Below are 25,324 nucleotides of genomic sequence, written 5' to 3'. Positions count from 1 at the left end.
GCGGTCGCGTCGATGAGCCTGTCGCAGCTGCACTTTCGTGGGTTTGCGGTCGGGTCGGGTGAACCCGTCGAGTTCTGGGTCGATGATGACGGTCTCATCACCCGCGAGCCCATCACGGGCGCCGACACGGTCACCAACGGTGGCTGGATCATGCCGGGGTTGGTCGACGCGCACAACCACGTCGGCATCGCACCCGGGCTGGGAGTGACGATCGAGCAGGCCAGGGCGTTTGCCAGGCAAGATCTGCAGGCCGGTGCAACGCTGATCCGTGAGGTCGGCTCACCGGTGGATACCCATCCGCTCGACGACGATCCCGCCGGCCCACGGTTCATCCGGGCGGGTAAGCACATCGCGCGTCCGAAGCGGTACCTACGCGACTACGGGGTCGATCTCGGCCAGGTCACGGATCTGCCTGCCGAGGTCGCGCGGCAGGCCCAGGCCGGTGACGGTTGGGTCAAGCTGGTGGGGGACTGGATTGACCGGGACACCGGGGATCTGTCTCCGCTGTGGCCGGACAATGTTCTCCGCGAGGCCATCTCGGTGGCCCACCAGCTCGGTGTCAAGGTGACCGCGCATGTGTTCGGCACAGAGGCCCTCTACGGGCTGATCGACGCCGGAATCGACTGCATCGAGCACGGCACCGGCTTGAACGACGAGCTCATCGCGATCATGGCGGCCCAGCGAATCGGGTTGGTGCCGACACTGATCCAGGTCGAGAATTTCCCGTCCATCGCCGACGGTGCCGACCGTTTCCCTGCCTATCGGCAGCACATGCGCAAGCTGCACGCCGACGCTCCGGCGACATTCGCCGCTGCGATCGAGGCCGGGGTGGACATCTACGCCGGAACCGACGCGGGCGGATTCGTCGAACATGGCCGCATCGTCGACGAGATCATCGCGCTGGCGGGCATCGGGCTCAGTCCGGGGCAGGCAGTGGACGCGGCGTGCAGCTCTGCCCGTGAGTGGCTGGGCGCGGGTGCCCTGGGCGACGGTGATCGCGCGGACGTGCTGGTGCTGCGGGGTGACCCTGCGGAGGACCTGTCCATCCTGCGATTCCCGGACGCGATCGTGTGCGGCGGACACCTCATCTGAGGACCTTCAGGTCTTGGTGCGGACATGGGCGCGCTCGCCCTGGGTTCCGTAGAGGCAGAGAACTTCTGCCTCTCCTGGCCCGACGGCCGCAATCCAGTGCGGCACATGGGTGTCGAACTCGACCACCTCGCCCGGTAGCAGGGTCAGATCTTGGTCACCCAGCAGGAGTCGTACGCGACCGGACAGCACATACAGCCACTCGTAGCCCTCGTGCACCTTCAGTTCGGGCTCGACGGGGTCCTGCGGTGGCATGATCTGCTTGAACGCCTGGATCCCGCCGGGTCGCCGCGTGAGCGGGATGAAGACGCGGCCGTGGCGCCGGATGGGGCGCATATGAATGCGGGGGTCTCCGGTGGCCGGGGCGCCCACGAGTTCGTCGAGCGGGATGCCGTAGGCCTTCGCGAGCGGCAGCAGTAGTTCCAGTGTGGGTTTTCGACCCCCTGATTCGAGTCGCGACAGTGTGCTCTCGGAGATGGCTGTGCTCTCCGACAACTCGGCAAGGGTGATCGCCCTTTCGCGGCGGAGGGCGCGAAGCCGTGGCCCGACAGCGCTGAGGGTTTCGTTCAGCTCGTCATTCATGAGTGTCATAGTGCCAGTTCTTGCCGTTTCAGCAAATATCCTTGCCGAAAAGGGGGTCGATGTCGCACTGTGGGTTCATGAATGAAACACCGCAAGCAAACTATGACGTGATCGTGATCGGTGGCGGGTCCGCCGGCCTGAGCGGGGCGGTGATGTTGGGCCGTTCACGTCGATCGGTACTCGTGATCGACGGTGGTCGGCCGCGGAACGCACCCGCTGAAGGCGTGCACGGATTCCTGACCCGCGACGGGCTGCCACCGGCCGAGCTGGTCGCCATCGGACGCGAAGAAGCCCAACGGTACGGCGCCCGGATCCTCGACGACGAGGTCACCGGTGTCGACGGCGACGTCGACACCGGGTTCACCGTCAGGACTGCTGGAGGTGTCACGGTCGGAGCACACCGGCTGCTGGTGACGACCGGATTGGTCGATGAATTGCCGGACATCCCGGGTTTGGCCGACCGATGGGGCAAGGGCCTGCTGCATTGTCCCTATTGCCACGGATGGGAGGTTCGGGACCAGGCCATCGGCATCCTGGGAGTGAGCGCCATGTCCCTTCACCAGGCCCAGATGTTCCGGCAGATCAGCGCGGACATCGTGCTGTTTCTCAACGACGAGTTGCGGCTCTCCGACGACGAACGTACGCAGCTGACCGCCCGCGGGATACGCCTCGTCGAGGGCAGGGTTGCGGCGGTCAGATCCGAAGGCGATGCCATCGCCGGGGTCGTGCTCGCCGACGGCACGTTCGTTGCGCGTCGAGCGCTGACGGTCACGCCGCGATTGGTCGCACGTGCGGCATTCCTGGCCGACCTGGGTCTGCAGCCGGTCCCGCATCCGATGGGCGTCGGCGACTACATTCCGGCCGATGAGTCCGGCGTGACCGCGGTATCGGGTGTGTGGGCCGCGGGCAACGTCAGCAATCTGATGGCCCAGGTCGGCGCAGCCGCCGCAGCCGGTGCGATGGCCGGCGCTCACATCAACGGGGATCTGATCGCCGCCGAGACCCGCGCCGCAGTCGCTGCACTGTCCTCAACCGCGTCGTGATTTCTGTCGGGAGGGCTCTCTCTGGCACAATGACTCCCTGGTTCGCCGGACCCGGCCACGTGCCGACCGGCGGTCACACCACCTCAACAGCAAAACCGGGCGCTCCGACACGTGGAACGTCGCCGAATTGCACTGTGACCATAGAAGGAAGTAACTCGTGTCTGTCAAGATCAAGCTCACCCGCCTCGGCAAGATCCGTAACCCCCAGTACCGGATCGTCGTCGCCGACGCCCGCACCCGCCGTAATGGCCGGGCCATCGAGACCATCGGTCGTTACCACCCCAAGGAAGAGCCCAGCCTGATCGAGATCGACTCCGATCGCGCGCAGTACTGGCTCGGAGTCGGCGCACAGCCGACCGAGCCCGTCGCGGCACTGCTGAAGATCACCGGTGACTGGCAGAAGCACAAGGGCCTGCCGGGCGCCGAGGGCACCCTGCGGGTCGCCGAGCCGAAGCCGTCGAAGCAGGACCTGTTCAACGCTGCGCTCGCCGCTGCCGACAACGCTCCCGCCGGCGAAGCCGTCACCCCGAAGAAGAAGGCTGCCAAGAAGGCAGACGACGCACCGAAGGCCGACGAGCCTGCTGCCGAGGCTCCCGCAGCTGAGGTCGCCGACAAGTGAGCGTCGTCGTCGCTGACGCCGTCGAACACCTCGTCCGTGGCATCGTCGCCAACCCCGATGACGTCCGCGTCGAGCTGGTGACCGGCCGAAGGGGACGCTTCGTCGAGGTGCATGTCAACCCGGAAGACCTCGGGAAGGTCATCGGCCGCAACGGTCGCACGGCCACTGCGCTGCGCACCCTCGTCACCGGAATCGGTGGCCGCGGGGTCCGGGTCGACATCGTCGACACCGACCGCTGATCGCACCGCGGAACAAGGCGCTCACAGGTGGATCTGGTTGTCGGCCGCGTTGCCAAGTCGCACGGCGTACGTGGCGAGGTGATGGTCGACGTCCGTACGGACGAGCCAGGCGTGCGCTTCGCAGTCGGGAACGTGCTGCGCGGACGGAAGTCGACCGGTAAGAACACCTTCGTCGACACCAATTACACGGTGACAGCCGCCCGGAATCACTCCGGGCGGCTGTTGCTGTCTCTCGCCGAGGTCAACGACCGGGACTCCGCGTCCGCGCTGCGCGGCGTGCTGTTCCTGATCGACGCCGACGACGTCAGTTCCGGGGATGACCCGGACGAGTTCTACGACCACGAGCTGCAAGGGGTCCCCGTGCGCACGGTCGATGGCGACGATGTGGGGGCTGTCACCGATGTCCTCCACCTGCCTGCCGGGGATCTGCTGTCGGTGACGATGTCCGATGGCCGCGAGGTGCTGATCCCCTTCGTCACCGCGATCGTGCCGACCGTGAGTCGAGAACTCATCGAGATCGACCCGCCCGACGGCCTGCTGGACCCCGAATGAGCGGGGGGAGCGACCCGGCCATCCGGATCGGTGTGGTCTCGATCTTTCCCGAGTACCTCGAACCGATGCGAATGGCACTGCTGGGCAAGGCCATCGACCGCGGAATACTCGCGCTCGACACCTACGATCTGCGGGACTGGACCCACGACGTCCACCGCGCAGTGGACGATTCCCCGTACGGCGGTGGCCCGGGCATGGTGATGAAACCGACGGTGTGGGGGCCGTGCCTGGACGAGGTGTGCCCCGACGACGCTCTCCTGGTCGTCCCGACCCCTGCCGGGGTTCCGTTCACCCAGGCCACCGCGCAGGAGTGGAGTCGCGAGAGGCACATCGTGTTCGCATGCGGACGGTACGAGGGCATCGACCAGAGGGTCTTCGACGATGCCGCCAGACGTGTTCGGGTGCAAGAGGTTTCCCTGGGCGACTTCGTCCTGATCGGCGGCGAGGTGGCCGTGATGGCCATGGTCGAGGCCACAGTGCGCCTGATCGACGGGGTCCTGGGCAACAAGAACTCGCATCAGCAGGACTCGTTCTCTGATGGCCTGCTCGAAGGTCCGAGCTACACGCGCCCGCCGACCTGGCGCGGACTCGACGTGCCGCCGGTACTCCTGAGCGGTGACCACGCGAAACAGGATCGCTGGCGCACCGAGCAGTCGCTCGCCCGTACCCGGGAGCGGCGTCCAGATCTGCTGCCTCGTGAGTCCGGGGACTCCGCCGACCCCACCGGTGCCGCTCCCGCGGGCTAAGATCTCCGCACGCGAGTGGGGGGTCACGATGGTCGCAGAGTCAACGAGGTCAGGTGAGATGAACCGGGCCTGGGACGCGGTGTTGGCAGAGGTGGACGAGCAACGGGAGCAGTTGCGAGCGGTCGCGCAGGAACTCGGTTCCGTCACCGTGGAAGCCACGTCCACGGACCGTCTGGTCAGGGTGGTGATCAACGCCAGAGGCATGCTGACCAATCTTCACATCGATCCGCTCGCGCTGCGGCGTCACCGAGCCGATCAGCTGTCGGCGCTCATCCGCGATCTGGTCGCGCGGGCGGACGGTGAACTGACGTCGCGCCGGAACCAACTGGTGGCCGCGATCGTCCAAGACCGGGGTCCCCATCTTCGGGATCTGGACTGAGTCGACGGATCGGGGAGGCGCGAATGCCGGCAGCACAACCGGGGTCGGAACTTCGGATCGACGGTGCCGCGGTGCTCGCGGCGGTGAGCGACCTCGAACCGGTACTCACCGAGCTCGCGGCGATCTCGTCGGATATCGATGAACTCGCCAGGCAGATCGCTTCGACGTGTGCGGCTCATGCGAGCGGGCACGTGTTCGCCCGCGCCCACGGCCGGCTCAGCGCTGGGGCGGTAGCCGCTCTCGACGAGGCGACTGCCACGCTCGCACGCTATTCCGGCGGCCTGACTCGAAGTGTCGCGGCAGTGGAGAACGAGGACGCGCAGGCGGCCGGATCTGTCGTGGCCGGGTCGGACCACTGATGCCGACCGACTTCCGCGAACCGGTCGAGTCATTGTTGCGGGAACTGATCCCCGACATCGACGCGGCCGCGCTGTACCTCGTCGCCGAGCGTTATGAGTGTGCGACGCAACGGCTTTCGCAATGCATCTCTGCGGTCGATGGTGGGACCCGTGCGGTCTCCGAAGCGATCGACGGTCGCACGTCGGTGGCCGCAGACGCCGCAGGTGCGTCGCTGGTTCGCGCCCTGTACAGGAGCGCAGAGAAGGTCAGTGGCATGGCCGAGGTCGTCCGGGCGTACGCCGATGCGGTCGAGCAGACGAGGCAGCGACTGACCGTTGTCGCGGCGATCGCAGATCGGGAGTTGCTCGCCGGGACGTTGCTCACGGTCGCCACGGGCGACACCACCACCCTGGCGAGCGCGGAACACCTCGCGGCGCGCACGATGTCGGCGACTGCGGCTGAGTTGGACCGCCGTGCAGACCAGATCTCGCGGGAGGCTCTCGAGGAGACCGGCACCGAGCACGGTCAGCAGTCGGGCGGTACACCGATGACGCCGGGCGTCATGATGGCGCCTACGGGCGCCGCCCTTGCAGGAGTCGCGGCAGCTCGATCTTCAGCCGACGTAGGGGACACGCATCCGTCAGGCGCGGACCTGGTCATGGTGCGCGCCCGGGCTGCCGTGCTCACCGCGACCCAGCCTCCCGAGGTCGCGCCGTGGATCAGGGTGGCTGTCGGTCTGGGCCTCGACCAGAACGGTCGCCGCACCGTGGTCGTCGGCACGAGCGAGCCTGCCGGTTACCTCAGACCGGGCGTGGTCCCTGAGCCGCACGAGGTCGTGGTGGGCGACGGGCGGGCACCTGAACTGGCCATCCTCGGATACTTCCAGGAGCGGGCGCTCGTTCCCGTCGCCGTCTGCGCCACGACACCGCCGTCACCAGAGGTCGCTGCGGTGGTCGATGAGTCAGGTGCGCACGCGATCGACCCCGCCGGCGGGGAAGACTCCGCGGATTCGGCACCGTGAGCCCACATCGCATCGATGTCCTGGGCGCAGGGGTCGCGGGACTGGTCGACCGTGTCGATTCCAGACAACTGGACCGGGTCGGTCTGCTGATCGCGGTGGCCGCCCTCGATGCGGCCGGCGTCCCGACCGACGGGCCGGTTACCGGAGCGCTCAAGACCTGGCGCGCCGGGCGACCTGCCTCGGCGGACCAGCGTGTGGAGATCGCGGGGCTGCGGGGCCGTCTGGACACCATCGCATTCGCTGCGTCCCACGCCGGCCGCGACGCCGAGTATCGAGCAGCGTTCGCTCGGGCGCGTGCGGTTGCCGCCCTCGAGTTCGGTGCCGGCGGGTGCGGCCTAGAGGGTTTGCGCGAAGTCGTGTGCGAGGCGTGCGCCGCCACGGGATCGGCGTCTTTGGTCGCAAACCTCTTGCTCGACCACGTCGGCGACTAATCTGACCGCATGGGCCACTGGTTCACCGAGAACATCATCGACAACGGCCGTCTGCCACTGTTCATGGCCTACATCGGCTTCATTCTGGGATTCCTCGGGATTCGCATCAGCGTACGGCTGATCCGAGCCGAGGTCAGCTGGTGGTTCAACAATGTCACCCCCGGCGGGCTGCACATCCATCACGTCGTCTTCGGCACCGTGCTCACCATGTTGTCCGGCCTCGGCCTGATCGCTCTGGCCATCAACGGATCGCAGACGACGCTGTCTATCTTTGCCGCGCTCTTCGGTGTCGGTGCCGCCTTGGTCCTGGACGAGTTCGCTCTGATCTTCTATCTGCGCGACGTCTATTGGGCAGAAGAGGGGCGCGCCTCGCTTGATGCCGTGTTCGTGGCGATGGCGGTCATGGGACTCATCCTGCTCGGCTATCACCCGCTCGACTGGTGGGGTGCCGACACCAACGACATGGCTGCAACGATCGCCGCGGTGATCTACTCGGGAGTTGTTCTCGCCCTGGCCGGGCTCGTGCTGCTCAAGGGGAAGATCTGGACGGGCCTCATCGGTTTGTTCATCTTCCCACTGCTCGTGGTCGCGGCCATCCGCCTCGCCCGGCCCACCTCGCCATGGGCTCGCTGGCGCTACACCAAACGGCCGAAGAAGATGAATGCCGCCGTCAGGCGGGAACGGCGGGTGCGCAGGCCGCTCATCCGGGCCAAGATCTTCCTGCAGGACCTCATGGCCGGCAAACCCGACGTCGCTCACGCCAAGTCCGGTGCCGAAGAGGAATTGAACGCCAAAGTCCACCCCGCTCCCGCGAGAGGCGAGTCCGCGGGGCTCGTGCTGACCGAGGCGATTTCACCTGGCGGGGGTGCTTCTGGCACAATTGACCAGTTGCCGTTTGACGGTCAGCAGCCCGGCACGCCCGCGGTGGCTGAGACGTCACGGAGACCACACGAATCGGAGCACGAACCAGTCGAGCCGTAGCGCGTGACCCACGAGGCCACGTCGAAAGCCGCTAGGTTCCTCTACTCACGCCAACTGCAAGATTGGAACCGACAACATGAACACTCTGGATTTCTTGGACAACAAGTCCCTGCGCGATGACATCCCCGACTTCCGTGCGGGTGACACCCTGAACGTTCACGTGAAGGTGATCGAGGGTTCGAAAGAACGCGTCCAGGTGTTCAAAGGCGTCGTGATCCGTCGTCAGGGTGGCGGCGTCCGTGAGACGTTCACCGTCCGCAAGGTGTCATTCGGTGTGGGCGTGGAGCGTACTTTCCCGGTGCACAGCCCCAACCTCGCGAAGATCGAGGTCGCGACCCGCGGCGACGTGCGTCGCGCGAAGCTGTACTACCTTCGCGACCTGCGCGGCAAGGCTGCCAAGATCAAAGAAAAGCGCTGACGCACTAAGCTTGCGGCGTGGTAGACACCCCCCGCGGTTCCGAGAGTTCCAGCCCTTCCGGCGACGATACCCACGGAGACCCGGATTCTGAGGGCGCCCGTCCGTGGCGCAGCCTGAACGACCAGAACGAGAGCAGGCCCAAGAAAAAGGGCTCGATACTGCGCGAGACGGCGATCATCATCGTCTGCGTGCTGCTGTTGACCTGGGTCCTACAGACCTTTGTCGGCCGCCAGTATGTGATCCCGTCCGAGTCGATGGAACCGACGTTGACCGGATGCGCCGGGTGCACCAACGACCGCATCGTCATCGACAAGCTGGTCTACCGGTTCGGTGAGCCCAAGGCCGGCGACGTGGTGGTCTTCAAGGCCCCTACGTCGTCCTGGGATCTCGGATGGCGCTCACCGCGTTCGGACAACACGGTTGTCCGCGGCGCCCAGAACGCGATGTCCTGGTTCGGGTTCGCACCACCGGACGAGAACAACCTCGTCAAACGTGTCATCGCGACCGGCGGGCAACGCGTGGAGTGCCACAACGCTGATGGCACCGGGGTCAAGGTCGACGGTAAGCCGCTGGTGGAGCCATACATCGACATGAAGCTCCAGGAACAGAACGCTGCGATGCGTCCCGGAGACCTGCTGGGCGCGAACGGCCAGCTCAACTCGTGTCTCGGTGAGGATTTCGGTCCATTGGACGTGCCGGCGGGGCAGGTCTGGGTGATGGGTGACAACCGCGGCAATTCCGCGGACTCGCGTTACCACCAGGACGACGAACTGCACGGCATGGTGCCCGTCGACGACATCCGCGGCAAGGTGCGGTTTGTCATCTACCCGTTCTCCCGGATGGGTTCTGTCGACTCCGTCAATCCGCAGAAGTAGGCACCGTAGTGGCAACGCGATGGCCACCGAGGGTGGCGATCAGACGCGCGGCGGGTCTGCGCACCTTCGAGGCCGCGCTGTATCGCAGCGGGCTCGGACCTGTCGCCGGGGTCGATGAAGCCGGTCGTGGTGCCTGCGCCGGACCGCTGGTCGTCGCGGCGTGTGTTCTCAAGCCCACGCAATTGGCGTCGTTGGCCGATCTGGACGATTCCAAGAAGCTCACGGCCGCCACCCGAGAGAAACTGTACAAATCGGTGACCCGTCACTCAGCGGCCTGGAGCGCCGTGATCATCGACGCGGCCGAGGTGGACCAGATCGGTATCCACGTCGCAAACATCGAGGGAATGCGCAGGGCTGTAGCAGGTTTAGGAATCCAGCCGGGCTACGTGTTATCCGATGGATTCCGTGTCCCAGGTCTGACCGCACCCTCCCTGCCGGTGATCGGCGGCGACGGGGCCGCCGCCTGTATCGCGGCGGCAAGCATCGTCGCGAAGGTCACCCGCGACCGGATCATGGTCGCGATGGACACTGAGCTACCCGGATACGGGTTCGCAATCCACAAGGGTTACAGCACAGAGATGCACATGCAGTGCCTCGATGCGCTCGGACCGTCAGAGCAGCACCGAATGTCGTACCGCAACGTGCGCATGCGCGTGCGTTGAACCAGGCGGTACGCAAGTTAGGCTAAGAGGATGAGCGCCGAAGATCTCGAGAAGTACGAAACCGAGATGGAATTGTCCCTGTACCGGGAGTACAAGGACGTCGTCGGTCAATTCACCTATGTCGTCGAGACCGAGCGCCGGTTCTACCTGGCAAATGCCGTCGAGATGGTGCCCCGGAACGCAGACGGCGAGGTCTACTTCGAGGTACGCATGAGTGACGCGTGGGTGTGGGACATGTACCGGCCGGCCCGCTTCGTCAAACAGGTCCGGGTCATCACCTTCAAGGACGTCAACATCGAAGAACTGGAGAAGCAGGATCTGCGGCTTCCCGAAGACGGAGTGCTGGGGGACTAAGCGGCTGGTCCGGCAACCGCGGTCACCGGTCTCTTCAGTAACAGGCTGATGCAGGCGAGAACCACCGCAGCCCCGGCGATCGCCCAGAGCACCACGGTGAGTGCTCCGAGGAATGATTGGGCTGCGGCCTGGCGCGCTGCCTCCTCGAGCTCTGGTGCCGCCTGAACGGCGACGGTACTCCTGATGTCCCCCGGGTTCGGAGATGCCGATGAGGGGTCGCCCGCACACCCGGGTGGAGTCTGCTCCGGGTGCGGTGAACTCAGCTGCATGTGCGCGCAACGGGTGAACTCACCTGCCACCGCGGGCCGCAGGGCCGGCGCCACGGCCGTAGCTTCCAGCGATCGGGACAGGGTGGCACCCGCATTCTCGACAGCCGATTGCGACTGCGCCGCAACTTGATTGAAGAACACTATGCTGATCAACGCCAGTCCGACGGAGCAGCCGATCTGCTGGATCGTGGGGATGGACCCCGACGCGGAGCCGACGTTCGACGACGTCGTCCCCGACAGGATCGTTGCTTGCAGCGGTGCGACGAACAGACCGGTTCCGACACCGCCGATGAGTAGCGGCGACACGAGGGTGAGCAGATCCAGCGACTCACTGGCCGGATCGATGATCACTGCGAGCCAGCCGAGGCTCACCGCGAACGCGACCATCCCGACGGTGAGTGTGCGCGAGCCTATCCGGGCGACCAACCACGGGGACGCCACCGATCCGAATGCAGCCCCGACGGCAAACGGAAAGGTGAGGACGCCGGTACGCAGCGGGCTGTAACCGAGTCCGAACTGCGCTGCGATCGACACCGTGAAGAAGAACGCGGCGAACACGCTGAAAAACGTGATCGAGAGAACCGCACCGACCGAAAAACTTCGGTGGGAGAAGAGGTCCAGTCGTAGGAGCGGGCTACCGCCCCGGTGCTGCAGTCGACGTTCGTAGAAGACGAAGACCGCCAGGAGCAGGACTGCGGCACCGAGCATGAGCAGCAGCGAAACCGGCCACTCCTTCTCACGGCCGACGGCGAGCGGGTAGATGAGCAGGAACAAGCCGACGCTCGAGAGCACCATGCCGATTACGTCGAACGGCTCATGGGTCCGCGACCGCACGGGCGGGAGGTGCCGGTAGGCGAGCAGACAGGCGGCCGCGCCGAGGGGGAGGTTCACCAGAAAGATGGTTCGCCAGCCCCAACCGAATACGTCGAGCGCAATGAGTGCGCCGCCGAGCATCGGGCCGAGCATTGCGGCAACCCCGGCCGTGGCGCCGTAGATCCCGAAGACCGCACCATGCTTTGCCCGTGGGAACAACACCGAGATGATTGCGATGGTCTGCGCGGACGCGGCGGCTGCGCAGACACCTTGCGCGCCACGCAGCACGATGAGCTCTGTTGCACCGGAGGCGGTGCCGCACAGAACCGATACGACGGTGAACCCGGCAAGTGCACAGAGGAAGACTCGGCGCCTGCCGTAGCGTTCTCCGAGTCGTGAACTCGTCATCAGCGTGCACGCAAACGCAAGCGTGTACACCGTTGCGACAAGAAGTTGGGCCGAGTAGGTGGCGTTCAGGTCGGTGGCGAGGCTGGGCAGGGCGATGTTGACGATGGTGGTATCGACCATCTGCATGAACACTGCGATGAGACATGCGGTGAACGCCCACCAGGCCCGACGATAAGAGATCGCGTCCGATTGTGGCTGCGCCACAGCCGAATCAGGCAAATGCACTGTCTACGAGGCCAAGGCCGCCACTGACGGACTGTAGTCGCCGGTGCCGGCGATCGTCGTGAAGATCTCGGTCAGCCGATCGACATACAGTTTGATCGCGATATGCGCTTCGTCGGTGTCGGGGAACAACAGGCTGATCGACGTCTTGTCGTTGAACCGGTTGATCCAGAGGAAGACTTCCTCCGAACTGCCGCGATTTCCGAAGAGTCCGGCGTTCAGCGCGTCGAACACGTCCACGCCGGGAAGCTTCCGCACGTCGATGTACGACACCATCGGCACGGACCAGCCTGGCTGGACGTCGATGCCACTGTCGGGTTCGACGAGTTGCATCACGCGGTGGAATGAGACATCGGTCAGTTCCTTGCCCGCGTCGTAGGACTGTTGCGCGGCGCCCACGATCGAGGTGAAGGTCGACGATTCCTCGATCGTCAGAGGGACCGGGATCAAGCTGGTGAACCAGCCGATGGAGCTGAACTCGGCTGGAGTGGCGCGAGTGCTCTTCGGGGTCAGACCGAAGTATCGGCTGTTTCCGGTGAACTCATGACTCGCAAGTGCCGCGACTGCGAGAACGCCAGGAGTGAATGCGGCGCCGTTCTCGCGGCAGACCGTCGCAAATCGTTCGGCATCGGCTTCACTGAACAGTGTCGCCGACAGGTGTGCGGTCCTGGCGTACCCGGAACTCGACACCCCCAGGTCGAGGGGGAATGTCGGCAGGGTTCCACCGTTGTTCCGGACCAGCTCGACCCAGCGCTCGACGTGGGGGGACTCGAGCGTGAGTTCGGCCGAACCGGATCGTTCACGAGCGCAGTACTCCACGTAGCTGCCGACCTCGGACAACCCGCTGGGGATACCCTGGGTCTCCGTTGAATAGAGCTGAAGAAGCTCTACGAGCGCGAGCGCCGATGAGATTCCGTCGGTGACAAGGTGATCGAACGCGGCGTACAGCGTGAACCCGCTGCCGTGCTCGATCGCGCCGAAGGTGAAGCAATCCCAGCTGAAGGGTCCGGGTGTCTCGTCCTGGACATGCTGCCTGATCGCGTTTGCGGAATCTTTGACGCCGTGGTCGGTGGGCACGAAGTCGATCGCGGCGGGATCCATCACATGCCGAACGATCGATCCGTCGGGTTCTGCTGCGAACCAGCTGCTGAAGGTGTCATGTCGGCGCAGGAAGGTGTTCACTGTCCTGGTCATGGCGTCGGTGTCCAGCGGTGTGTCAAAGTCGAACGCCACGAGGCAGAGCCGGGAGAAGCGGAAGCCGACGGATTCGTTACGGCCCGCAGTTCGCAGATACTCCTCCTGCTGGTGGGAGGGGGGAGTTGGATGTTTCGGTGCCCGACCGGCCTCGGCGACCGAAGCCAAGGACGCAACCCAGCTGGTGAGCCGCCCGGGAGTGGGTTCCCACTCGTTGATGAGACCGAAATTGACCATCCTGCACCCCTGTCGAAGTCACTTGGCAGGCGCGCTTCAGCGCGCCATGACTGGCAAACCTGCATTCATCCGTGTGCTACGGATTTTCTTTGTCGGCCCGGGTATTCACCACTGTGAACTCAGAACTCGGCTTGAATCGAATTCTCCTTCGACGTACGCGCCCTCACGTCTTATGACGTCTCGGCCCCGACCGTTGTCGCGTTTGTCGTGCATCGAGAAAGATACATCGAACATTGTCGTATGACAACAGTTATTGAGATTAGATCCGCGTGTCCGTTAATTCTGAGACCGTGGACACTTGTGGTTTGCTGTGATACAGCGCCGACCTCGCATGGTTTGATATCGCAAAGATGGTGTCGCGCTGCATGTTCTACGTGGTCTACTCTGCTCGCGCGCCGGTCGCTGCGAACACACCGCCATGGAAGGATCTGAACATGAAGCTTTGTTTGAGTAGTGGTTGGCCGCGTCGAAGAATACGAAATGCAGAAACATTTGTAGTCACTCTTGTTGTGATGACGTTTACGGCGTCACTTCTCGGGTCCGGATTTGCGGGGGCCGAACCTAGTGGTGGATTGGCGGCCACGTCCGAGGGATCGCACATAGTTAGGATGGCAAATCGGCCGCAAGGAATTGTCGATGTGGTAATTGAATCCGCCGCCATGAACTCGGAGCTGACAGTGAAGGTGCTGCCGGCGGCGGATCAATCACGTCCGGCACCCACCGTCTACCTGCTCAACGGTGCGGCGGGTGGCGAGGGTGGTAGCAGTTGGTTCGATCAGACCGACATCACCAGCTTCTTCGCCGGTCAGAACGTCAACGTCGTTGTGCCCATGGGCGGGGCAGCCAGCTACTTCACCGATTGGCGCAACGACGACCCCAAACTCGGTAAGCAGAAGTGGGCCACCTTTCTCACCCGAGAACTTCCACCGTTGATGGATGCGCAGTTCAATGGCAACGGGCGCAACGCTATCGCCGGGATCTCGATGGCAGGAACCTCGGTCTTCCAGCTCGCCTTGAAGGAGCCGGACCTGTACCAGGCGGTGGGCTCGTACAGCGGGTGCGCGATGACAAGCGACGTCGAGGGGCAGGCGTATGTCCGACTCACCGTCGAGATTCGCGGCGGAGGCAACACCGTGAACATGTGGGGGCCGCCCACTGATCCCGAATGGGTCCGGAATGATCCTTACGTGAACGCCGAAAAGCTCAGGGGCAAGGCCATTTACATCTCGAACGGTTCAGGCCTTCCCGGTGAATACGACGTGATCGATGGGCCTGGCATCAACGGAAACGGTGCGAAGCTCACCGAGCAGATCGCGGTCGGCGCGATCATCGAAACGGCTACCAACAATTGCACCTACAAAATGCGTGATCGGCTGCGCGCGCTGAGTATTCCGGCGACCGTCGACCTTCGTGACACCGGCACGCACAGCTGGGGGTACTGGCAGGACGATCTGCACAAATCATGGCCGATGATCAGCGCAGCGCTGACTCGCTGATATCGGCCCGGGCCGGCTTTCCCGGCGACGTACGTCTGGGGAGCCCGAAGGTCAGCGCTGCCAGCGTGATCGTGATTCCGGCGAGTACCCAGACAATGACGTCGAACGCGGCGGGAAACGTGTGCGAGGCGGCTTGACGGGCAGCCGGCCGGAGTGCAGGCTCGGCGTCTGCGGTCACCGATGCGCGTAGGTCCTCGGGCGGCGCAGAGTCGAGCCCGCGGTCGTCGGGGACCCGGGTGTCCGGGCATCCGGGACCGGGTATATCGGGATGGGGCGAGCCCATTTACGCAGACGCGCAACGGGTGAACTCGTTGATCACGAATGGACGTAGTGATTCGGCAACGTTTGTGGACGCGATGTCCTGTGAAAGCGTTTCGCGGGCGGCAGATGCAGCTGAATCGGAGTGCGCCGCGACCTGATTGAAAAACAACAGACCGATGATCGCCAGGCCGACGGACGCGCCGATCTGCTGGATCGTCGGTACGGTGCCGCACGCCGAATCGACGTTGTGTTCCGAGGTTCCGGACAGCATCGTCGCCTGGATCGGTGCGACGAAAAGGCCCATACCGATGCCTCCGATGATCAACGGCGCGATGATCGTGGGAATGTCTATTCCTGCCGCCGGCTCGACGATCAGCGCCGTGATGAGGGTGAAACCGGCGAGCGCCGCGATGAACAACCGCCGCCTGCCGGTCCGCTCGCCGATACGAGAAGCAGTCAGAAACGTGCAGGCAAAGGCCAAGGTGTACGCGGTGAGGACCAGGAGTTGCTGTCCCGAGGACGCTCCGAGATCCGTGCCCAGACTCGGCAGTGCGATGTTGACGATGGTCATGTCGACCATCTGAACCGCCACCGCGATCAGACAGCAGGACAGAGCGAGCCACGGTGCCGCGTTCCGGTCGGGATGACCGCGGTCGGAGATATACGCGACATCACGGGTCTCCGCAGGTTCAGAACTCACGCCTACCGCGCGGTTGTGACGGTCGGGAGATAGTCGCCCTCGGCGACGATGGTCTTGAAGATCTGACGAACTCGGTCGACATAGACGTTGATCGATGCGCGGGCCTGAGGAGTGTCAGGGAACAGCAGGCTGATGGTCGTCGCGTGACTGAATCGGTTGACCAGACATAGACCTCATCGGAGGTCCCGCGGTTTCCGTAGAACTTCGCATTGATTTACTCGAACGTTTCGACCCCTGGCATGCGTCGGGTGTCCATGACCGAGACCATCGGTACCGACCAGCCCCGCTTCGTGGTGATCGGAGAGTTCGGGTCGAGCTCGGCCAATTCGAGAACCCTGTGAAACGACACGTCGGAGAGTTGCCGGCCCGCCAGGTACGAGAGCTGGGTCTGCCGGACGACGGACCGGAAAAGTCGACGTCGGGTCGAGCTCGACCGGCACCGGGATCAAGCTGGTGAACCAGCCTGCGGCGGCGAAATCTTCAGGTGTCGAGCGGGTGCTGCGCGGAGTGATCCCCAGGTATCGGTCTTTCCCGGTGAAGTCGTACGATGCCAGCGCCGCCACTGCCAGTATCGCTTCGATGAATCCCGCGCGGCTCTCGCGGCAGATGGACAGTAGTGTCTTCGCGTCATCGTCGTCGAACAGTTCGGTGCTGCGGGATCCGGCGTCGCCGGCGGGGGCGGATCCGAGGCTCAACGGAAATGTGGGCAGATCGCCTCCATTGTCTTCGACCAATTCGATCTACCTCCGCGCAGCCGGACTCTCGAGGGTCAGCCGTTGTGAATTCCTTTTACCGATCGCAATACTAGAGGTAGCTGCCTGCGGATTTGAGCGGTATCTGCTCGTGCGCAATGGCGTTGGAGTACAACGCCATTGCATCACCAAGGACCCGCCTGTGAAATGGGTTTTGAATGTAGGTGGTCGATTGCCGCGTACATCGTAATACCACCAATATGTTCGAATGTTCCGAATGTGAAGCAATTCCGCTCGAAAGGGGACTGGCGTCTGCTCCTGTATGAGTTCCAATATGCGACCGAGTTCAGTGGAATACCCGTGATCGATCGGGACGAAATCGACGATGTCGGTATCGATGGCGGCGTCGGGTGCGCAGGCGGTCGATACGCAGCCGTCAAACACATTCCGCCGATGCCGACCAGGTCGTCAGCTTGCCGGTCGGTGGCTGCCATACGTCGATGAGTCCGAAACTGACCAAGATGATTCTCCTCCAAAACCCCGCAGTTGGACGCGAATCGAAGTCGATACCCCGGCGGTTCCGGAATACTGACCACTTCCACGCACAGAAGGATCGATCGCTCCCAATGTCGTCACGTTCGCCACCCGAGATCATCGATAGTGAACTCGAAAGAGTTATTGTATGAATGTTTTTTCGAGCGGCTCGATGATGACGCTACAGATACAATTGAACGAGGAAACCCGAACTGAGTGCCTAGGCAGCAAGAAACCTTTTAGTCAAGAGACTTTTTCGCAACGTTTACATTGCATTTGCGACGAGTGAGTTCAGACAAATGCACTGAGCCGGCGCACGAGATGGCTTATTTATCCACAGTTCTGGTGGTTGTGCACAGGTCGGTGGCAGGTGGCGGTTTGTCGTGGGTGTCGCGTGGGTGTGGGTGGTCATGGTTGGTTCATGGATCAGTCAGGGGCAGGTGGTGCTCGGCGTTCGCGTCGTGAGGTGGGGCAGTTGGGTGAGGATCTTGCTGTCGATTTCCTCGATGGGCTGGGGTGGGTGGTGTTGGCCCGCAACTGGCGGTGTCGGTATGGCGAGTTGGATGTGATCGCGGCCGAGGGGCGGGATCTGGTCGTGGTGGAGGTGAAGACTCGGTCGGGTTCGCTGTTCGGTGATGTGGCCGAGGCTGTGACGCCCGCGAAGTATCAGCGGATGCGCCGGTTGACGGGGATGTGGTTGTCGGAGCAGGATGCGCATTGGCCGGTGATTCGATTTGATGTTGTTGCGGTGCAGCTCAATTGGGGCGCATTGCCGACGGTGACGCATCTGCGTGGGGTTTTCTGAGATGAAGCTGGGCAGGGTGCGGTCGGTCGCGATCGCCGGGGTGGAGGGCGTGATCGTCGAGATCGAGGCGTCGATCGGGCAGGGGTTGCCGGGGGTGCATCTGGTGGGTCTGGGTGATGCGGCGCTCAAGGAGGCGAAGGATCGGGTGCGGGCGGCGATCACCAATACCGCTGCGGCGCGCAAGGGGGGTTCGGGGGAGGGGGAGAGCGATCCGGACAAGTGGCCGGAGGGGCGGATCACGTTGGCATTGTCGCCTGCGACGTTGCCGAAGTCGGGTTCGACGTTCGATGTGGGTTTGGCGTTGGCGGTCTTGTCGGCGAACAGTGGGTTTGCGTCGGGGTTGCTCGAGAAGACGGTGTTTGTGGGTGAACTCGCTCTCGATGGTCGGGTGCGCCCGGTGCGGGGTGTGTTGCCTGCGGTGGTGGCTGCGCGGGCGGCCGGTTTCACGCATGTGGTGGTGCCGCTGGCGAATGTTGCGGAGGCGACGCTGGTCTCGGGGATCGAGGTGGGTGGGGCGTCGCATCTGCGGGAGGTGTTGGAGTGGTTGCGGGGTGTGGGGGTGCTGGACACGGTCGGGCCGGTGGTGTCGAGTCCGCCGGTGGTCGCCGGTCCTGATCTGTGTGATGTGGTGGGTCAGGATGAGGCGCGGTATGCGATGGAGATCGCGGCGGCGGGTGCTCATCATTTGTTGCTGACGGGTCCGCCGGGGATCGGTAAGACGATGTTGGCGCGGCGGTTGCCGGGGATTCTGCCGCCGCTGAGTGAGTCGGAGGCGTTGGAGGTCACGGCGATTCATTCGATTGCCGGTGGTTTGCCTGCTGATCATCCGTTGATCGTCGAGGCGCCGTTCATCGCCCCGCATCACAGTACGACGGTGACGGCGATGATCGGTGGCGGTACCGGGATGGCCAAGCCGGGAGCGGTGTCGCGGGCGCACCGCGGCGTTCTCTTTCTCGACGAGTGCGCCGAGTTGGGCGTGAAGGTGCTCGAAACACTGCGGACCCCGCTCGAGGACGGCGAGGTGCGCGTGGCCCGTCGTGACGGGATGGCGCTGTTCCCGGCTCGCTTTCAGCTGATCCTGGCAGCGAACCCGTGCCCATGCGCGCCGGCCAACGACGTCAACTGTGTGTGTTCTCCCTCGGCGCGCCGGCGCTATCTCGGAAAGTTGTCCGGACCACTCATGGACCGGGTGGACATCCGAGTCCGGATGGATCCTCCAGGTAACGCGGCACTCACCGGTGGCGTCGCGGAGTCGAGTGCACAGGTCCGCGAGCGCGTGGTCGCCGCCCGTGCGCGGGCCCGGGAGCGCTGGACTGCGCACGGCTGGCAGACCAACTCCGAGGTGCCGGGTTCGGCGTTGCGGCGCGGGGACTTTCGACTTCCACCCACCGTGACCAGGCCCATCGAACTGTTCCTGCGGGACGGTCGGGTCACCGCACGTGGTGCCGATCGCGCACTTCGTCTGGCATGGACGCTGTGCGACCTCGCCGGCACCGACCAACCCACCGAAGACCATGTGGCACAAGCCCTGATGTTCCGCGATCGCGGATACAGCTGAGAGGAAGAAACGTGATCGACGAACAACAGCGGCGCGCCTGGGCCTATCTGGCCGCCGTCGCCGAACCGCCGAGTGCTGCGATCGTGGCCCTGATCGCGGATGTCGGGGTTCAGGATGCCGCCGCGGCGGTGGCGTCGAGGTCGGTACCGCCCTCGCACGCCGCCGTCCTGCAGGCCACCGAAGCGAGGTGGGAGACCAACACCGCCGCAGTGGACCTCGACTCTGCCGATCGGATCGGCGGTCGGCTGGTCACACCCGATGACGACGAGTGGCCGGGTTGGCAACTGCTGAGTCTCGGCAACGCCGACACGGCGGTGAAGGGAGGGGAGCCAACCGCTTTGTGGGTGCGTGGTCCCGCGCGGCTCGACGAGGCTGTGGCGCGGTCGGTCGGCATGGTCGGGTCGCGGGCTGCCTCGGCGTACGGCGAGCACGTCACCGCATCGATCTCAGGTGACCTGGTGGTCGACGGGTGGTCGGTGTTGTCCGGCGGAGCGTACGGAATCGACGGGGTCGCCCATCGCAACGCGCTCGCCGGCGGTGGAACGACGGTGGCGGTCCTGGCGTGCGGCATCGACCGCGACTATCCCACCGGACATGCTCGCCTTCTCTCAGAAATCGCTCGGACGGGTCTGGTCGTCAGTGAGTATGCGCCTGGCACCTCGGCCGCCAAACATCGGTTCTTGACCCGAAATCGTTTGGTGGCAGCCTTGTCTCGGGTCGTTGCTGTCGTCGAGGCGGGCCGACGTAGCGGCGCCGCCAACACCGCCGCGTGGGCGCGCAAGCTGGGCACTCCGTTGGGAGCGGTGCCCGGACCCGTCACCTCGGCGACGTCGGTCGGCTGCCATCGGATGATCGCCGATGGTCTGGCCGAACTCGTCACCGACGCGCGCGACATCGTGCGACTCGCGGAACCGGACGGGGCGAGCGCGGCCGGTGCGGCTGCAGGTGTTCCTCGTCGCGGCGGATCCGGCAAGCGCACCGATGAACTCGATCCCCAGCAGCTACGGGTGTACGAAGCGATACCTGCCAAGGGCGCTGTGACCATCGGCGAGGTCGCCTTCTCGGCCGGACTCGATGTGCGTGCTGTCCGCTCGGGGCTGGCAGCGTTGGAAGCACGCGGATTCGTCACGCTGGGCGGATCGGGGTGGATGCTGGCACCGCGCCCGTGAGCCTCACGGACGTCGGGGGACACCGGTCACGGTGCGGATCACCGTGTCGGACAACGTGGTCGGCATGGCACCGACCAGAGCGGCCTGTACCTGGTTTGCTCGCCCGACCACATACCGCGCACGGGGACGTTTGGCGCGCAGCGCTGTTTCGACGGATGCCGCCACCGACTCGGCGGGAACGGCGACCTTCTGGGAGAGCGGGATCGACTTGCGGTAGCCGGCGATCTGTTTGGAGTAGAGGGCGCGGTGCTCGGTCGTCATGTTCTCGACCGTGTCCTCGAGAGTCGTCTCGGCATCACGCCAGATGTCAGTGTCGGTCTGTCCGGGTTCGATGAGGACCACCCGGATCTTCCAGGGAGCCAACTCCATCCGCAATGCGTCGGCCATTCCTTCCAGAGCGAACTTCGAGGCGTTGTAGGCGCCGGTCATCGGAGTGGCGACGCGACCACTGATCGACGACACGAAGACGATGCGCCCCTGTGACGCCCGCAACCGCGGCAACACCGCGCGGGTGACCGCATGCTGGCCGATCACATTGACATCGAGCTGGTGTCGGAGCTGATCCGGAGTCAGTGCTTCCACCGGGCCGCCGACGACGATCCCGGCGTTGTTCACCACCGCATCGAGCCGCTGTGGCAGCACCTGGTCCAGCTCGGCAACGTGATCTGGGTTCGTGATGTCGAGAATGACGGGCGTTACGTGCGGCGCCTTCAGCTGGTCGGCAGACCGTTCATCTCGGACACCTGCGATGACGTCCCAGCCCGACGCCACCAGGCGGTCGGTGATGGCGAGACCGATGCCGCGTGCGGCGCCGGTGATGAGGATTGTCGGCATGCCCACGAGGCTAGCGGTGGTCCGCGTCGTTGTGCGGCGACTTAGGGTGCCCTATTTTCGGGTACGGTGGATCCGGGCGGACAGAGCCGATGCAGATCGCAGCTCGACCGTGGGTGCCGCCGAAGAGAGGACTTTCGCGTGGCGAAGCGAGAAAACACCATGACGGTGCAGCGGACCGAACGGATCGCCCCACATCTCGTGCGGGTGTACCTCGGAGGCGCCGGATTCGATGACTTCCAGGCATCGGACGACACCGACATGTACGTCAAGTTCGTCTTCCCCTCCGCTGCGGCGGACCGGGAATCCGGTGTGGGAAAACTCCGTGACACGTTGAGTGCGGACGAACCGACGATTCTGCGTACCTACACCGTGCGCAGCGTCGACCGGGCCGCACGCGAGATCGCCGTCGACTTCGTCGTGCACGGCGATGAGGGAGTGGCTGGGCCGTGGGCGGCCAGTGCGCAGCCAGGGGAAGTCATCAAGTTCTTCGGACCGGGCAGCGGTTACCGACCCAAGACCGATGTCGACTGGCACCTGCTGGCATCCGACGAGGCGGGCCTGCCTGCCCTTGCCGCGGCGCTCGAGGTGATGCCCGCGGGCACCGTCGCGAAGGCCTTCATCGAGGTAGCCGGACCGGAGGACGAGATCGAGCTCGCCTCGCCGGACACCGCACAGATAACCTGGCTGCACCGAGGCGTCAGTTCTGACGCCGTCAGTGATTCTCAGGGCGGCGCGAACGCTCCTCTTGTCGCGGCCGTCCGCAACGCGGAATGGCTGCCGGGCTCGGTCCAGGTCTTCATCCACGGCGAGGCCGAGGTGGTGATGCAGAACCTCCGCGGGTACATCCGTAAGGAACGCGGGGTCCCGGCCGGGAATGCGTCGATCAGTGGGTACTGGCGTCGCGGACACACAGAAGAGGGTTTCCGCGAATGGAAAGCCAGCCAGCGCAGCCGCGACGAGAAGGCCGGAGTCACCGCCTGACCCGATGATGTGTTGTTCTGGCGGGCAAAGGCCCAGGTCGGGGTCGCCAGAACAACACAACTTGGGCGGTGCCTGGTGTGGCGGCTTGCAGGCCGGCACCGCGATGGGTTGGCTGTGCAGGTGAGTGCAACGATCATCGACGACTATGAGAGCCATCTCCGGCTCGAGTGTGGTCACAGCGAGCACACTGTGCGCGCATACCTCGGTGACACGCGATCACTGGTGAGCTTCGCCGGTGCGCGCGGATTGTCACCGGCCTCGATCGATCTGCCGGTCATGCGTGCATGGCTGGCCTCTCACAGCAAACGCGGGGCCGCTCGCACCACCATCGCCAGGCAGGTCTCGTCCGCCAAGAGGTTCACGGCGTGGGCGACGCGCGAGGGCGTTCTCGCCGTCGACCCCGGTACCCGACTGCAGGCGCCGCGAGCGCACCGAACGCTGCCCGGCGTACTGAGTACGAGCCAGGCTGCAGCCGCGATGGAGCCGTCCGAACCGGACCGTGACCCCGACGCACCTTTGTCGCAACGAGATCGGGTTATCGTCGAAGTGTTGTACGCCACCGGTATTCGGGTGGGCGAGCTCTGCGGTCTCGACCTTGGCGACATCGATTCGTCGCGGAATGTGTTGCTTGTCGTCGGCAAGGGCAACAAGGAGCGAACCGTGCCCTACGGCGCGCCTGCCGCCGCGGCCCTGGACACCTGGTTGCGCAGCGGCCGACCCGCACTCGCGCAGGCCAAGGCCGGCAATGCTCTGCTGGTGGGCGCGAAAGGCGGTCGACTCGATCAGCGGATGGCTCGGACCGTGGTCCATCGAGTGCTCGCGGCCCTACCCGAGACCCCGGATCTCGGCCCGCACGGGCTCAGGCACAGCGCGGCCACACATTTGCTCGAGGGTGGGGCCGACCTCCGCGTGGTCCAGGAGTTGCTCGGTCATGCCAGCTTGGCGACGACGCAGCTGTACACCCACGTCAGCGTCGAACGTCTGCGCAAGGTTCACGATCAGGCGCATCCGCGCGCCTGAGCCGACTCAATTCTCGTGCGATTGACCGTGTTCCAGCGGGCCTATCGGTTTCAGTCGTACCTGAATCCGGCCGAGTAGTGCGAGCGGGTCGAAATACACAGCAGATGCCCCGGCTCCCCGTCGCGCACCCCAGTGCAGACATGGGCTGTGGCACCCCGCATGCCCCGGGACCAGCGTTCCGATCGGCGAACCTCTGCTCACCGGCTGTCCTGATCTGATGGATGCCGCCACCGGTTCGTATGTGGTCAGCAGCCCATCGGAATGCCGGATGGAGACGACAGGCTTGCCGCCGACCGTCCCCGCGAAATTGATCACGCCCCGCCCGGCGGCTCGCACGACCGTGCCGGCGGGAGCTGCGAGATCGACACCACGATGACCGGGCAGCCAACGTTCGGTGGGTGGAGCGAAACCCTTCACGACGGCCGGGGTCGGTATCAACGGCCAACCGAAGTCGGCCGAATCCTGCGGCGCCGCGTGTGCCGGAGACGCGGACAGCTCTGCCAGAAAGGGCGGCGCGGTGGCGAGCACCGTCAACAGCATCGCCGCGCGCACCAGGGCCCACCAGAATCTCATGCGATCGACGATGGGCGATTCGAATCGAACAATGCAGGTCAATGTCGCGATTGTGGATGGATCACGGGGTCATCCACAGTTCGCTGTGCGGCCTTGACAACACGTCGTGAGCAGCCGCCGGATGCGATTTCGTCTCAGGGGTCCGCGAGCGTAGACTCATGTGGCGCTCTCGCTGCGGCGAGAGTGACTTCGCGCGCCTGCGGTCTGCCGAGTCACCTCGGACGACACAGCGTGTGGGCAGTCCCGGGCAGTGGCAATGCTCCGCTGCGGGTTCCACACGTGTCAGGTGCCAGGGTCGGCGACCAACCGGGAGTCGACGACAAACTGCACATGAAAGTGAAGTACATGGCTGTCGTAACCATGAAGCAGCTGCTGGACAGCGGCGCTCATTTCGGGCATCAGACCCGTCGTTGGAATCCGAAGATGAAGCGATTCATCTTCACCGATCGCAACGGCATCTACATCATCGACCTGCAGCAGACGCTGACGTACATCGACCAGGCGTATGAGTTCGTCAAGGAGACGGTCGCCCACGGTGGCACCATCCTCTTCGTCGGCACGAAGAAGCAGGCTCAGGAATCCATCGCCTCCGAGGCGTTGCGCGTCGGGATGCCGTACGTGAACCAGCGTTGGCTCGGCGGCATGCTCACCAACTTCTCCACCGTCCACAAGCGTCTGCAGCGTCTCAAGGAACTCGAGACCATGGAGCAGACCGGTGGGTTCGAGGGTCGCACCAAGAAGGAAATCCTCATGCTCACGCGTGAGATGACCAAGCTGGACCGGACCCTCGGTGGTATCCGGGACATGTCCAAGGTCCCGTCGGCCGTGTGGATCGTCGACACCAACAAGGAGCACATAGCCGTCGGTGAGGCCCGCAAGCTGAACATCCCGGTGATCGCCATCCTCGACACCAACTGCGACCCCGACGTCGTCGACTACCCGATCCCGGGTAACGACGATGCCATCCGCAGTGCAGCGCTGCTCACCCGTGTGATCGCGTCTGCGGTCGCCGAAGGTGTGCAGGCACGTGCAGGGCAGAACACCGGCGCCGACACCAAGCCCGAGGGTGCCGCAGGCGAGCCCCTTGCCGAGTGGGAGCAGGAACTGTTGACCCAGGCCACCACGCCTGCGGCAGACGCTCCCGCAGCAGAAGCCCCGGCAGCAGCCGAGGCGCCCGCAGCAGCCGACGCGGAAACCCCCGCCCAGGCCTGATCCACTTCTGGTTCAC

General features: G+C 64.7%; 29 protein-coding genes. 22 read left to right on the top strand and 7 right to left on the bottom strand.

The features are described from left to right. The first annotated feature begins 12 nt into the window (after positions 1-12). Positions 13-1,092: an amidohydrolase family protein gene (locus J3S28_RS07970; RefSeq protein WP_207839350.1), complete on the top strand. Its 1,080-nt coding sequence runs from the start codon at positions 13-15 to the stop codon at positions 1,090-1,092. 6 nt (positions 1,093-1,098) lie between these two features. Here J3S28_RS07970 and J3S28_RS07965 read toward each other — a convergent pair whose 3' ends face one another. Then, entirely contained in the window at positions 1,099-1,680 is a 582-nt protein-coding gene (locus J3S28_RS07965) for an XRE family transcriptional regulator (RefSeq protein ID WP_207839349.1), read from the bottom strand. Between the two features lie 68 nt (positions 1,681-1,748). Between J3S28_RS07965 and J3S28_RS07960 the strand changes: the two genes are divergently transcribed. The 14 genes from J3S28_RS07960 to J3S28_RS07895 all read left to right on the top strand — a co-directional run bounded on the left by J3S28_RS07960 (position 1,749) and on the right by J3S28_RS07895 (position 10,330). After that, entirely contained in the window at positions 1,749-2,714 is a 966-nt protein-coding gene (locus tag J3S28_RS07960; protein WP_207839348.1) for an NAD(P)/FAD-dependent oxidoreductase, read from the top strand. Between the two features lie 157 nt (positions 2,715-2,871). Continuing rightward, positions 2,872-3,333 carry a 30S ribosomal protein S16 gene (rpsP, locus tag J3S28_RS07955; protein WP_207839347.1) on the top strand — a complete coding sequence of 154 codons (462 nt, stop codon included), beginning with the start codon at positions 2,872-2,874 and terminating at the stop codon, positions 3,331-3,333. Next, on the top strand, positions 3,330-3,572 hold the full coding sequence (locus J3S28_RS07950) for an RNA-binding protein (protein WP_020107279.1): 243 nt from the start codon (positions 3,330-3,332) through the stop codon (positions 3,570-3,572). The genes rpsP and J3S28_RS07950 overlap by 4 nt, the downstream gene beginning before the upstream one ends. 27 nt (positions 3,573-3,599) lie before the next feature. After that, positions 3,600-4,124: a ribosome maturation factor RimM gene (gene rimM, locus J3S28_RS07945; RefSeq protein WP_207839346.1), complete on the top strand. Its 525-nt coding sequence runs from the start codon at positions 3,600-3,602 to the stop codon at positions 4,122-4,124. A gap of 20 nt (positions 4,125-4,144) precedes the next feature. Beyond that, entirely contained in the window at positions 4,145-4,870 is a 726-nt protein-coding gene (gene trmD / locus J3S28_RS07940; protein WP_207839594.1) for a tRNA (guanosine(37)-N1)-methyltransferase TrmD, read from the top strand. 58 nt (positions 4,871-4,928) lie between these two features. After that, positions 4,929-5,249, top strand: a complete 321-nt coding sequence (locus tag J3S28_RS07935) for a YbaB/EbfC family nucleoid-associated protein (RefSeq protein ID WP_207839345.1) — start codon at positions 4,929-4,931, stop codon at positions 5,247-5,249. A 23-nt stretch (positions 5,250-5,272) separates the two neighbouring features. Continuing rightward, positions 5,273-5,608 (top strand): hypothetical protein, encoded by a 336-nt coding sequence (locus tag J3S28_RS07930; protein ID WP_207839343.1) that lies wholly within the window; start codon positions 5,273-5,275, stop codon positions 5,606-5,608. Next, entirely contained in the window at positions 5,608-6,609 is a 1,002-nt protein-coding gene (locus tag J3S28_RS07925) for a hypothetical protein (RefSeq protein WP_207839341.1), read from the top strand. Before J3S28_RS07930 ends, J3S28_RS07925 begins: the two co-directional genes overlap by 1 nt. Further along, on the top strand, positions 6,606-7,040 hold the full coding sequence (locus tag J3S28_RS07920) for a hypothetical protein (RefSeq protein WP_207839339.1): 435 nt from the start codon (positions 6,606-6,608) through the stop codon (positions 7,038-7,040). The genes J3S28_RS07925 and J3S28_RS07920 overlap by 4 nt, the downstream gene beginning before the upstream one ends. Positions 7,041-7,049: 9 nt before the next feature. After that, the gene (locus tag J3S28_RS07915; RefSeq protein WP_207839337.1) at positions 7,050-8,021 is read left to right on the top strand and encodes a hypothetical protein; all 972 of its coding nucleotides are present in this window, start codon (positions 7,050-7,052) and stop codon (positions 8,019-8,021) included. 76 nt (positions 8,022-8,097) lie between these two features. Next, on the top strand, positions 8,098-8,439 hold the full coding sequence (rplS, locus tag J3S28_RS07910) for a 50S ribosomal protein L19 (RefSeq protein ID WP_207839336.1): 342 nt from the start codon (positions 8,098-8,100) through the stop codon (positions 8,437-8,439). Positions 8,440-8,456: 17 nt separating this feature from the next. Continuing rightward, the gene (gene lepB / locus J3S28_RS07905; protein ID WP_207839334.1) at positions 8,457-9,314 is read left to right on the top strand and encodes a signal peptidase I; all 858 of its coding nucleotides are present in this window, start codon (positions 8,457-8,459) and stop codon (positions 9,312-9,314) included. Positions 9,315-9,322: 8 nt separating this feature from the next. Further along, on the top strand, positions 9,323-9,976 hold the full coding sequence (locus J3S28_RS07900; RefSeq protein ID WP_207839332.1) for a ribonuclease HII: 654 nt from the start codon (positions 9,323-9,325) through the stop codon (positions 9,974-9,976). Positions 9,977-10,006: 30 nt separating this feature from the next. Further along, the gene (locus tag J3S28_RS07895) at positions 10,007-10,330 is read left to right on the top strand and encodes a DUF2469 domain-containing protein (protein ID WP_084838601.1); all 324 of its coding nucleotides are present in this window, start codon (positions 10,007-10,009) and stop codon (positions 10,328-10,330) included. On the opposite strand, the gene J3S28_RS07890 is transcribed toward J3S28_RS07895, so the two are convergent. Together J3S28_RS07890 and J3S28_RS07885 are read right to left on the bottom strand one after the other, a co-directional pair. Next, positions 10,327-12,039: a DHA2 family efflux MFS transporter permease subunit gene (locus tag J3S28_RS07890; RefSeq protein WP_207839330.1), complete on the bottom strand. Its 1,713-nt coding sequence runs from the start codon at positions 12,037-12,039 to the stop codon at positions 10,327-10,329. The genes J3S28_RS07895 and J3S28_RS07890 overlap by 4 nt on opposite strands. 9 nt (positions 12,040-12,048) lie before the next feature. Further along, positions 12,049-13,473, bottom strand: a complete 1,425-nt coding sequence (locus J3S28_RS07885; protein ID WP_207839329.1) for a condensation domain-containing protein — start codon at positions 13,471-13,473, stop codon at positions 12,049-12,051. Between the two features lie 512 nt (positions 13,474-13,985). On the opposite strand from J3S28_RS07885, the gene J3S28_RS07880 reads away from it, so the two are divergent. Beyond that, positions 13,986-14,969 (top strand): alpha/beta hydrolase, encoded by a 984-nt coding sequence (locus J3S28_RS07880; protein WP_207839328.1) that lies wholly within the window; start codon positions 13,986-13,988, stop codon positions 14,967-14,969. Here J3S28_RS07880 and J3S28_RS07875 read toward each other — a convergent pair. Both J3S28_RS07875 and J3S28_RS07870 read right to left on the bottom strand, forming a co-directional pair. Continuing rightward, positions 14,947-15,252 (bottom strand): hypothetical protein, encoded by a 306-nt coding sequence (locus J3S28_RS07875; RefSeq protein ID WP_207839327.1) that lies wholly within the window; start codon positions 15,250-15,252, stop codon positions 14,947-14,949. The two genes, J3S28_RS07880 and J3S28_RS07875, sit on opposite strands and share 23 nt — an antisense overlap. After that, positions 15,253-15,930 (bottom strand): MFS transporter, encoded by a 678-nt coding sequence (locus J3S28_RS07870; RefSeq protein WP_207839326.1) that lies wholly within the window; start codon positions 15,928-15,930, stop codon positions 15,253-15,255. 1,647 nt (positions 15,931-17,577) lie between these two features. Between J3S28_RS07870 and J3S28_RS07865 the strand changes: the two genes are divergently transcribed. Genes J3S28_RS07865 through dprA form a run of 3 tightly spaced genes read left to right on the top strand, consistent with a single transcriptional unit; the run spans position 17,578 to position 20,688 of the window. Continuing rightward, positions 17,578-17,961 (top strand): YraN family protein, encoded by a 384-nt coding sequence (locus J3S28_RS07865; protein WP_207839325.1) that lies wholly within the window; start codon positions 17,578-17,580, stop codon positions 17,959-17,961. Position 17,962: 1 nt separating this feature from the next. Next, positions 17,963-19,519, top strand: a complete 1,557-nt coding sequence (locus J3S28_RS07860) for a YifB family Mg chelatase-like AAA ATPase (RefSeq protein WP_207839593.1) — start codon at positions 17,963-17,965, stop codon at positions 19,517-19,519. An 11-nt stretch (positions 19,520-19,530) separates the two neighbouring features. Next, positions 19,531-20,688 carry a DNA-processing protein DprA gene (gene dprA / locus J3S28_RS07855; protein WP_307796938.1) on the top strand — a complete coding sequence of 386 codons (1,158 nt, stop codon included), beginning with the start codon at positions 19,531-19,533 and terminating at the stop codon, positions 20,686-20,688. Between the two features lie 3 nt (positions 20,689-20,691). Here dprA and J3S28_RS07850 read toward each other — a convergent pair whose 3' ends face one another. Continuing rightward, complete coding sequence (locus tag J3S28_RS07850) at positions 20,692-21,522, bottom strand: SDR family oxidoreductase (RefSeq protein WP_207839323.1); 831 nt, start codon at positions 21,520-21,522, stop codon at positions 20,692-20,694. A 138-nt stretch (positions 21,523-21,660) separates the two neighbouring features. Here J3S28_RS07850 and J3S28_RS07845 point away from each other — a divergent pair, with 138 nt between their 5' ends. Together J3S28_RS07845 and J3S28_RS07840 are read left to right on the top strand one after the other, a co-directional pair. Beyond that, on the top strand, positions 21,661-22,503 hold the full coding sequence (locus tag J3S28_RS07845) for a siderophore-interacting protein (RefSeq protein WP_207839321.1): 843 nt from the start codon (positions 21,661-21,663) through the stop codon (positions 22,501-22,503). 120 nt (positions 22,504-22,623) lie between these two features. Further along, complete coding sequence (locus J3S28_RS07840; protein WP_307796937.1) at positions 22,624-23,523, top strand: tyrosine recombinase XerC; 900 nt, start codon at positions 22,624-22,626, stop codon at positions 23,521-23,523. 6 nt (positions 23,524-23,529) lie between these two features. Here the strand turns inward: J3S28_RS07840 and J3S28_RS07835 are convergent, their stop codons facing one another. Continuing rightward, a complete protein-coding gene (locus J3S28_RS07835) occupies positions 23,530-24,096 on the bottom strand; it encodes a M23 family metallopeptidase (RefSeq protein WP_207839320.1) in 567 nt (188 codons plus the stop codon). Between the two features lie 345 nt (positions 24,097-24,441). On the opposite strand from J3S28_RS07835, the gene rpsB reads away from it, so the two are divergent. Continuing rightward, complete coding sequence (rpsB, locus tag J3S28_RS07830) at positions 24,442-25,308, top strand: 30S ribosomal protein S2 (RefSeq protein WP_207839319.1); 867 nt, start codon at positions 24,442-24,444, stop codon at positions 25,306-25,308. The last annotated feature ends 16 nt before the right edge of the window (positions 25,309-25,324 follow it).

Source organism: Williamsia soli (assembly GCF_017377795.1).
In the GTDB taxonomy this organism is placed as follows: Bacteria; Actinomycetota; Actinomycetes; order Mycobacteriales; family Mycobacteriaceae; genus Williamsia; species Williamsia soli.
The sequence above is the reverse complement of the archived record's forward strand: the minus strand, read 5'-3'. Positions and strand labels throughout refer to the sequence as shown.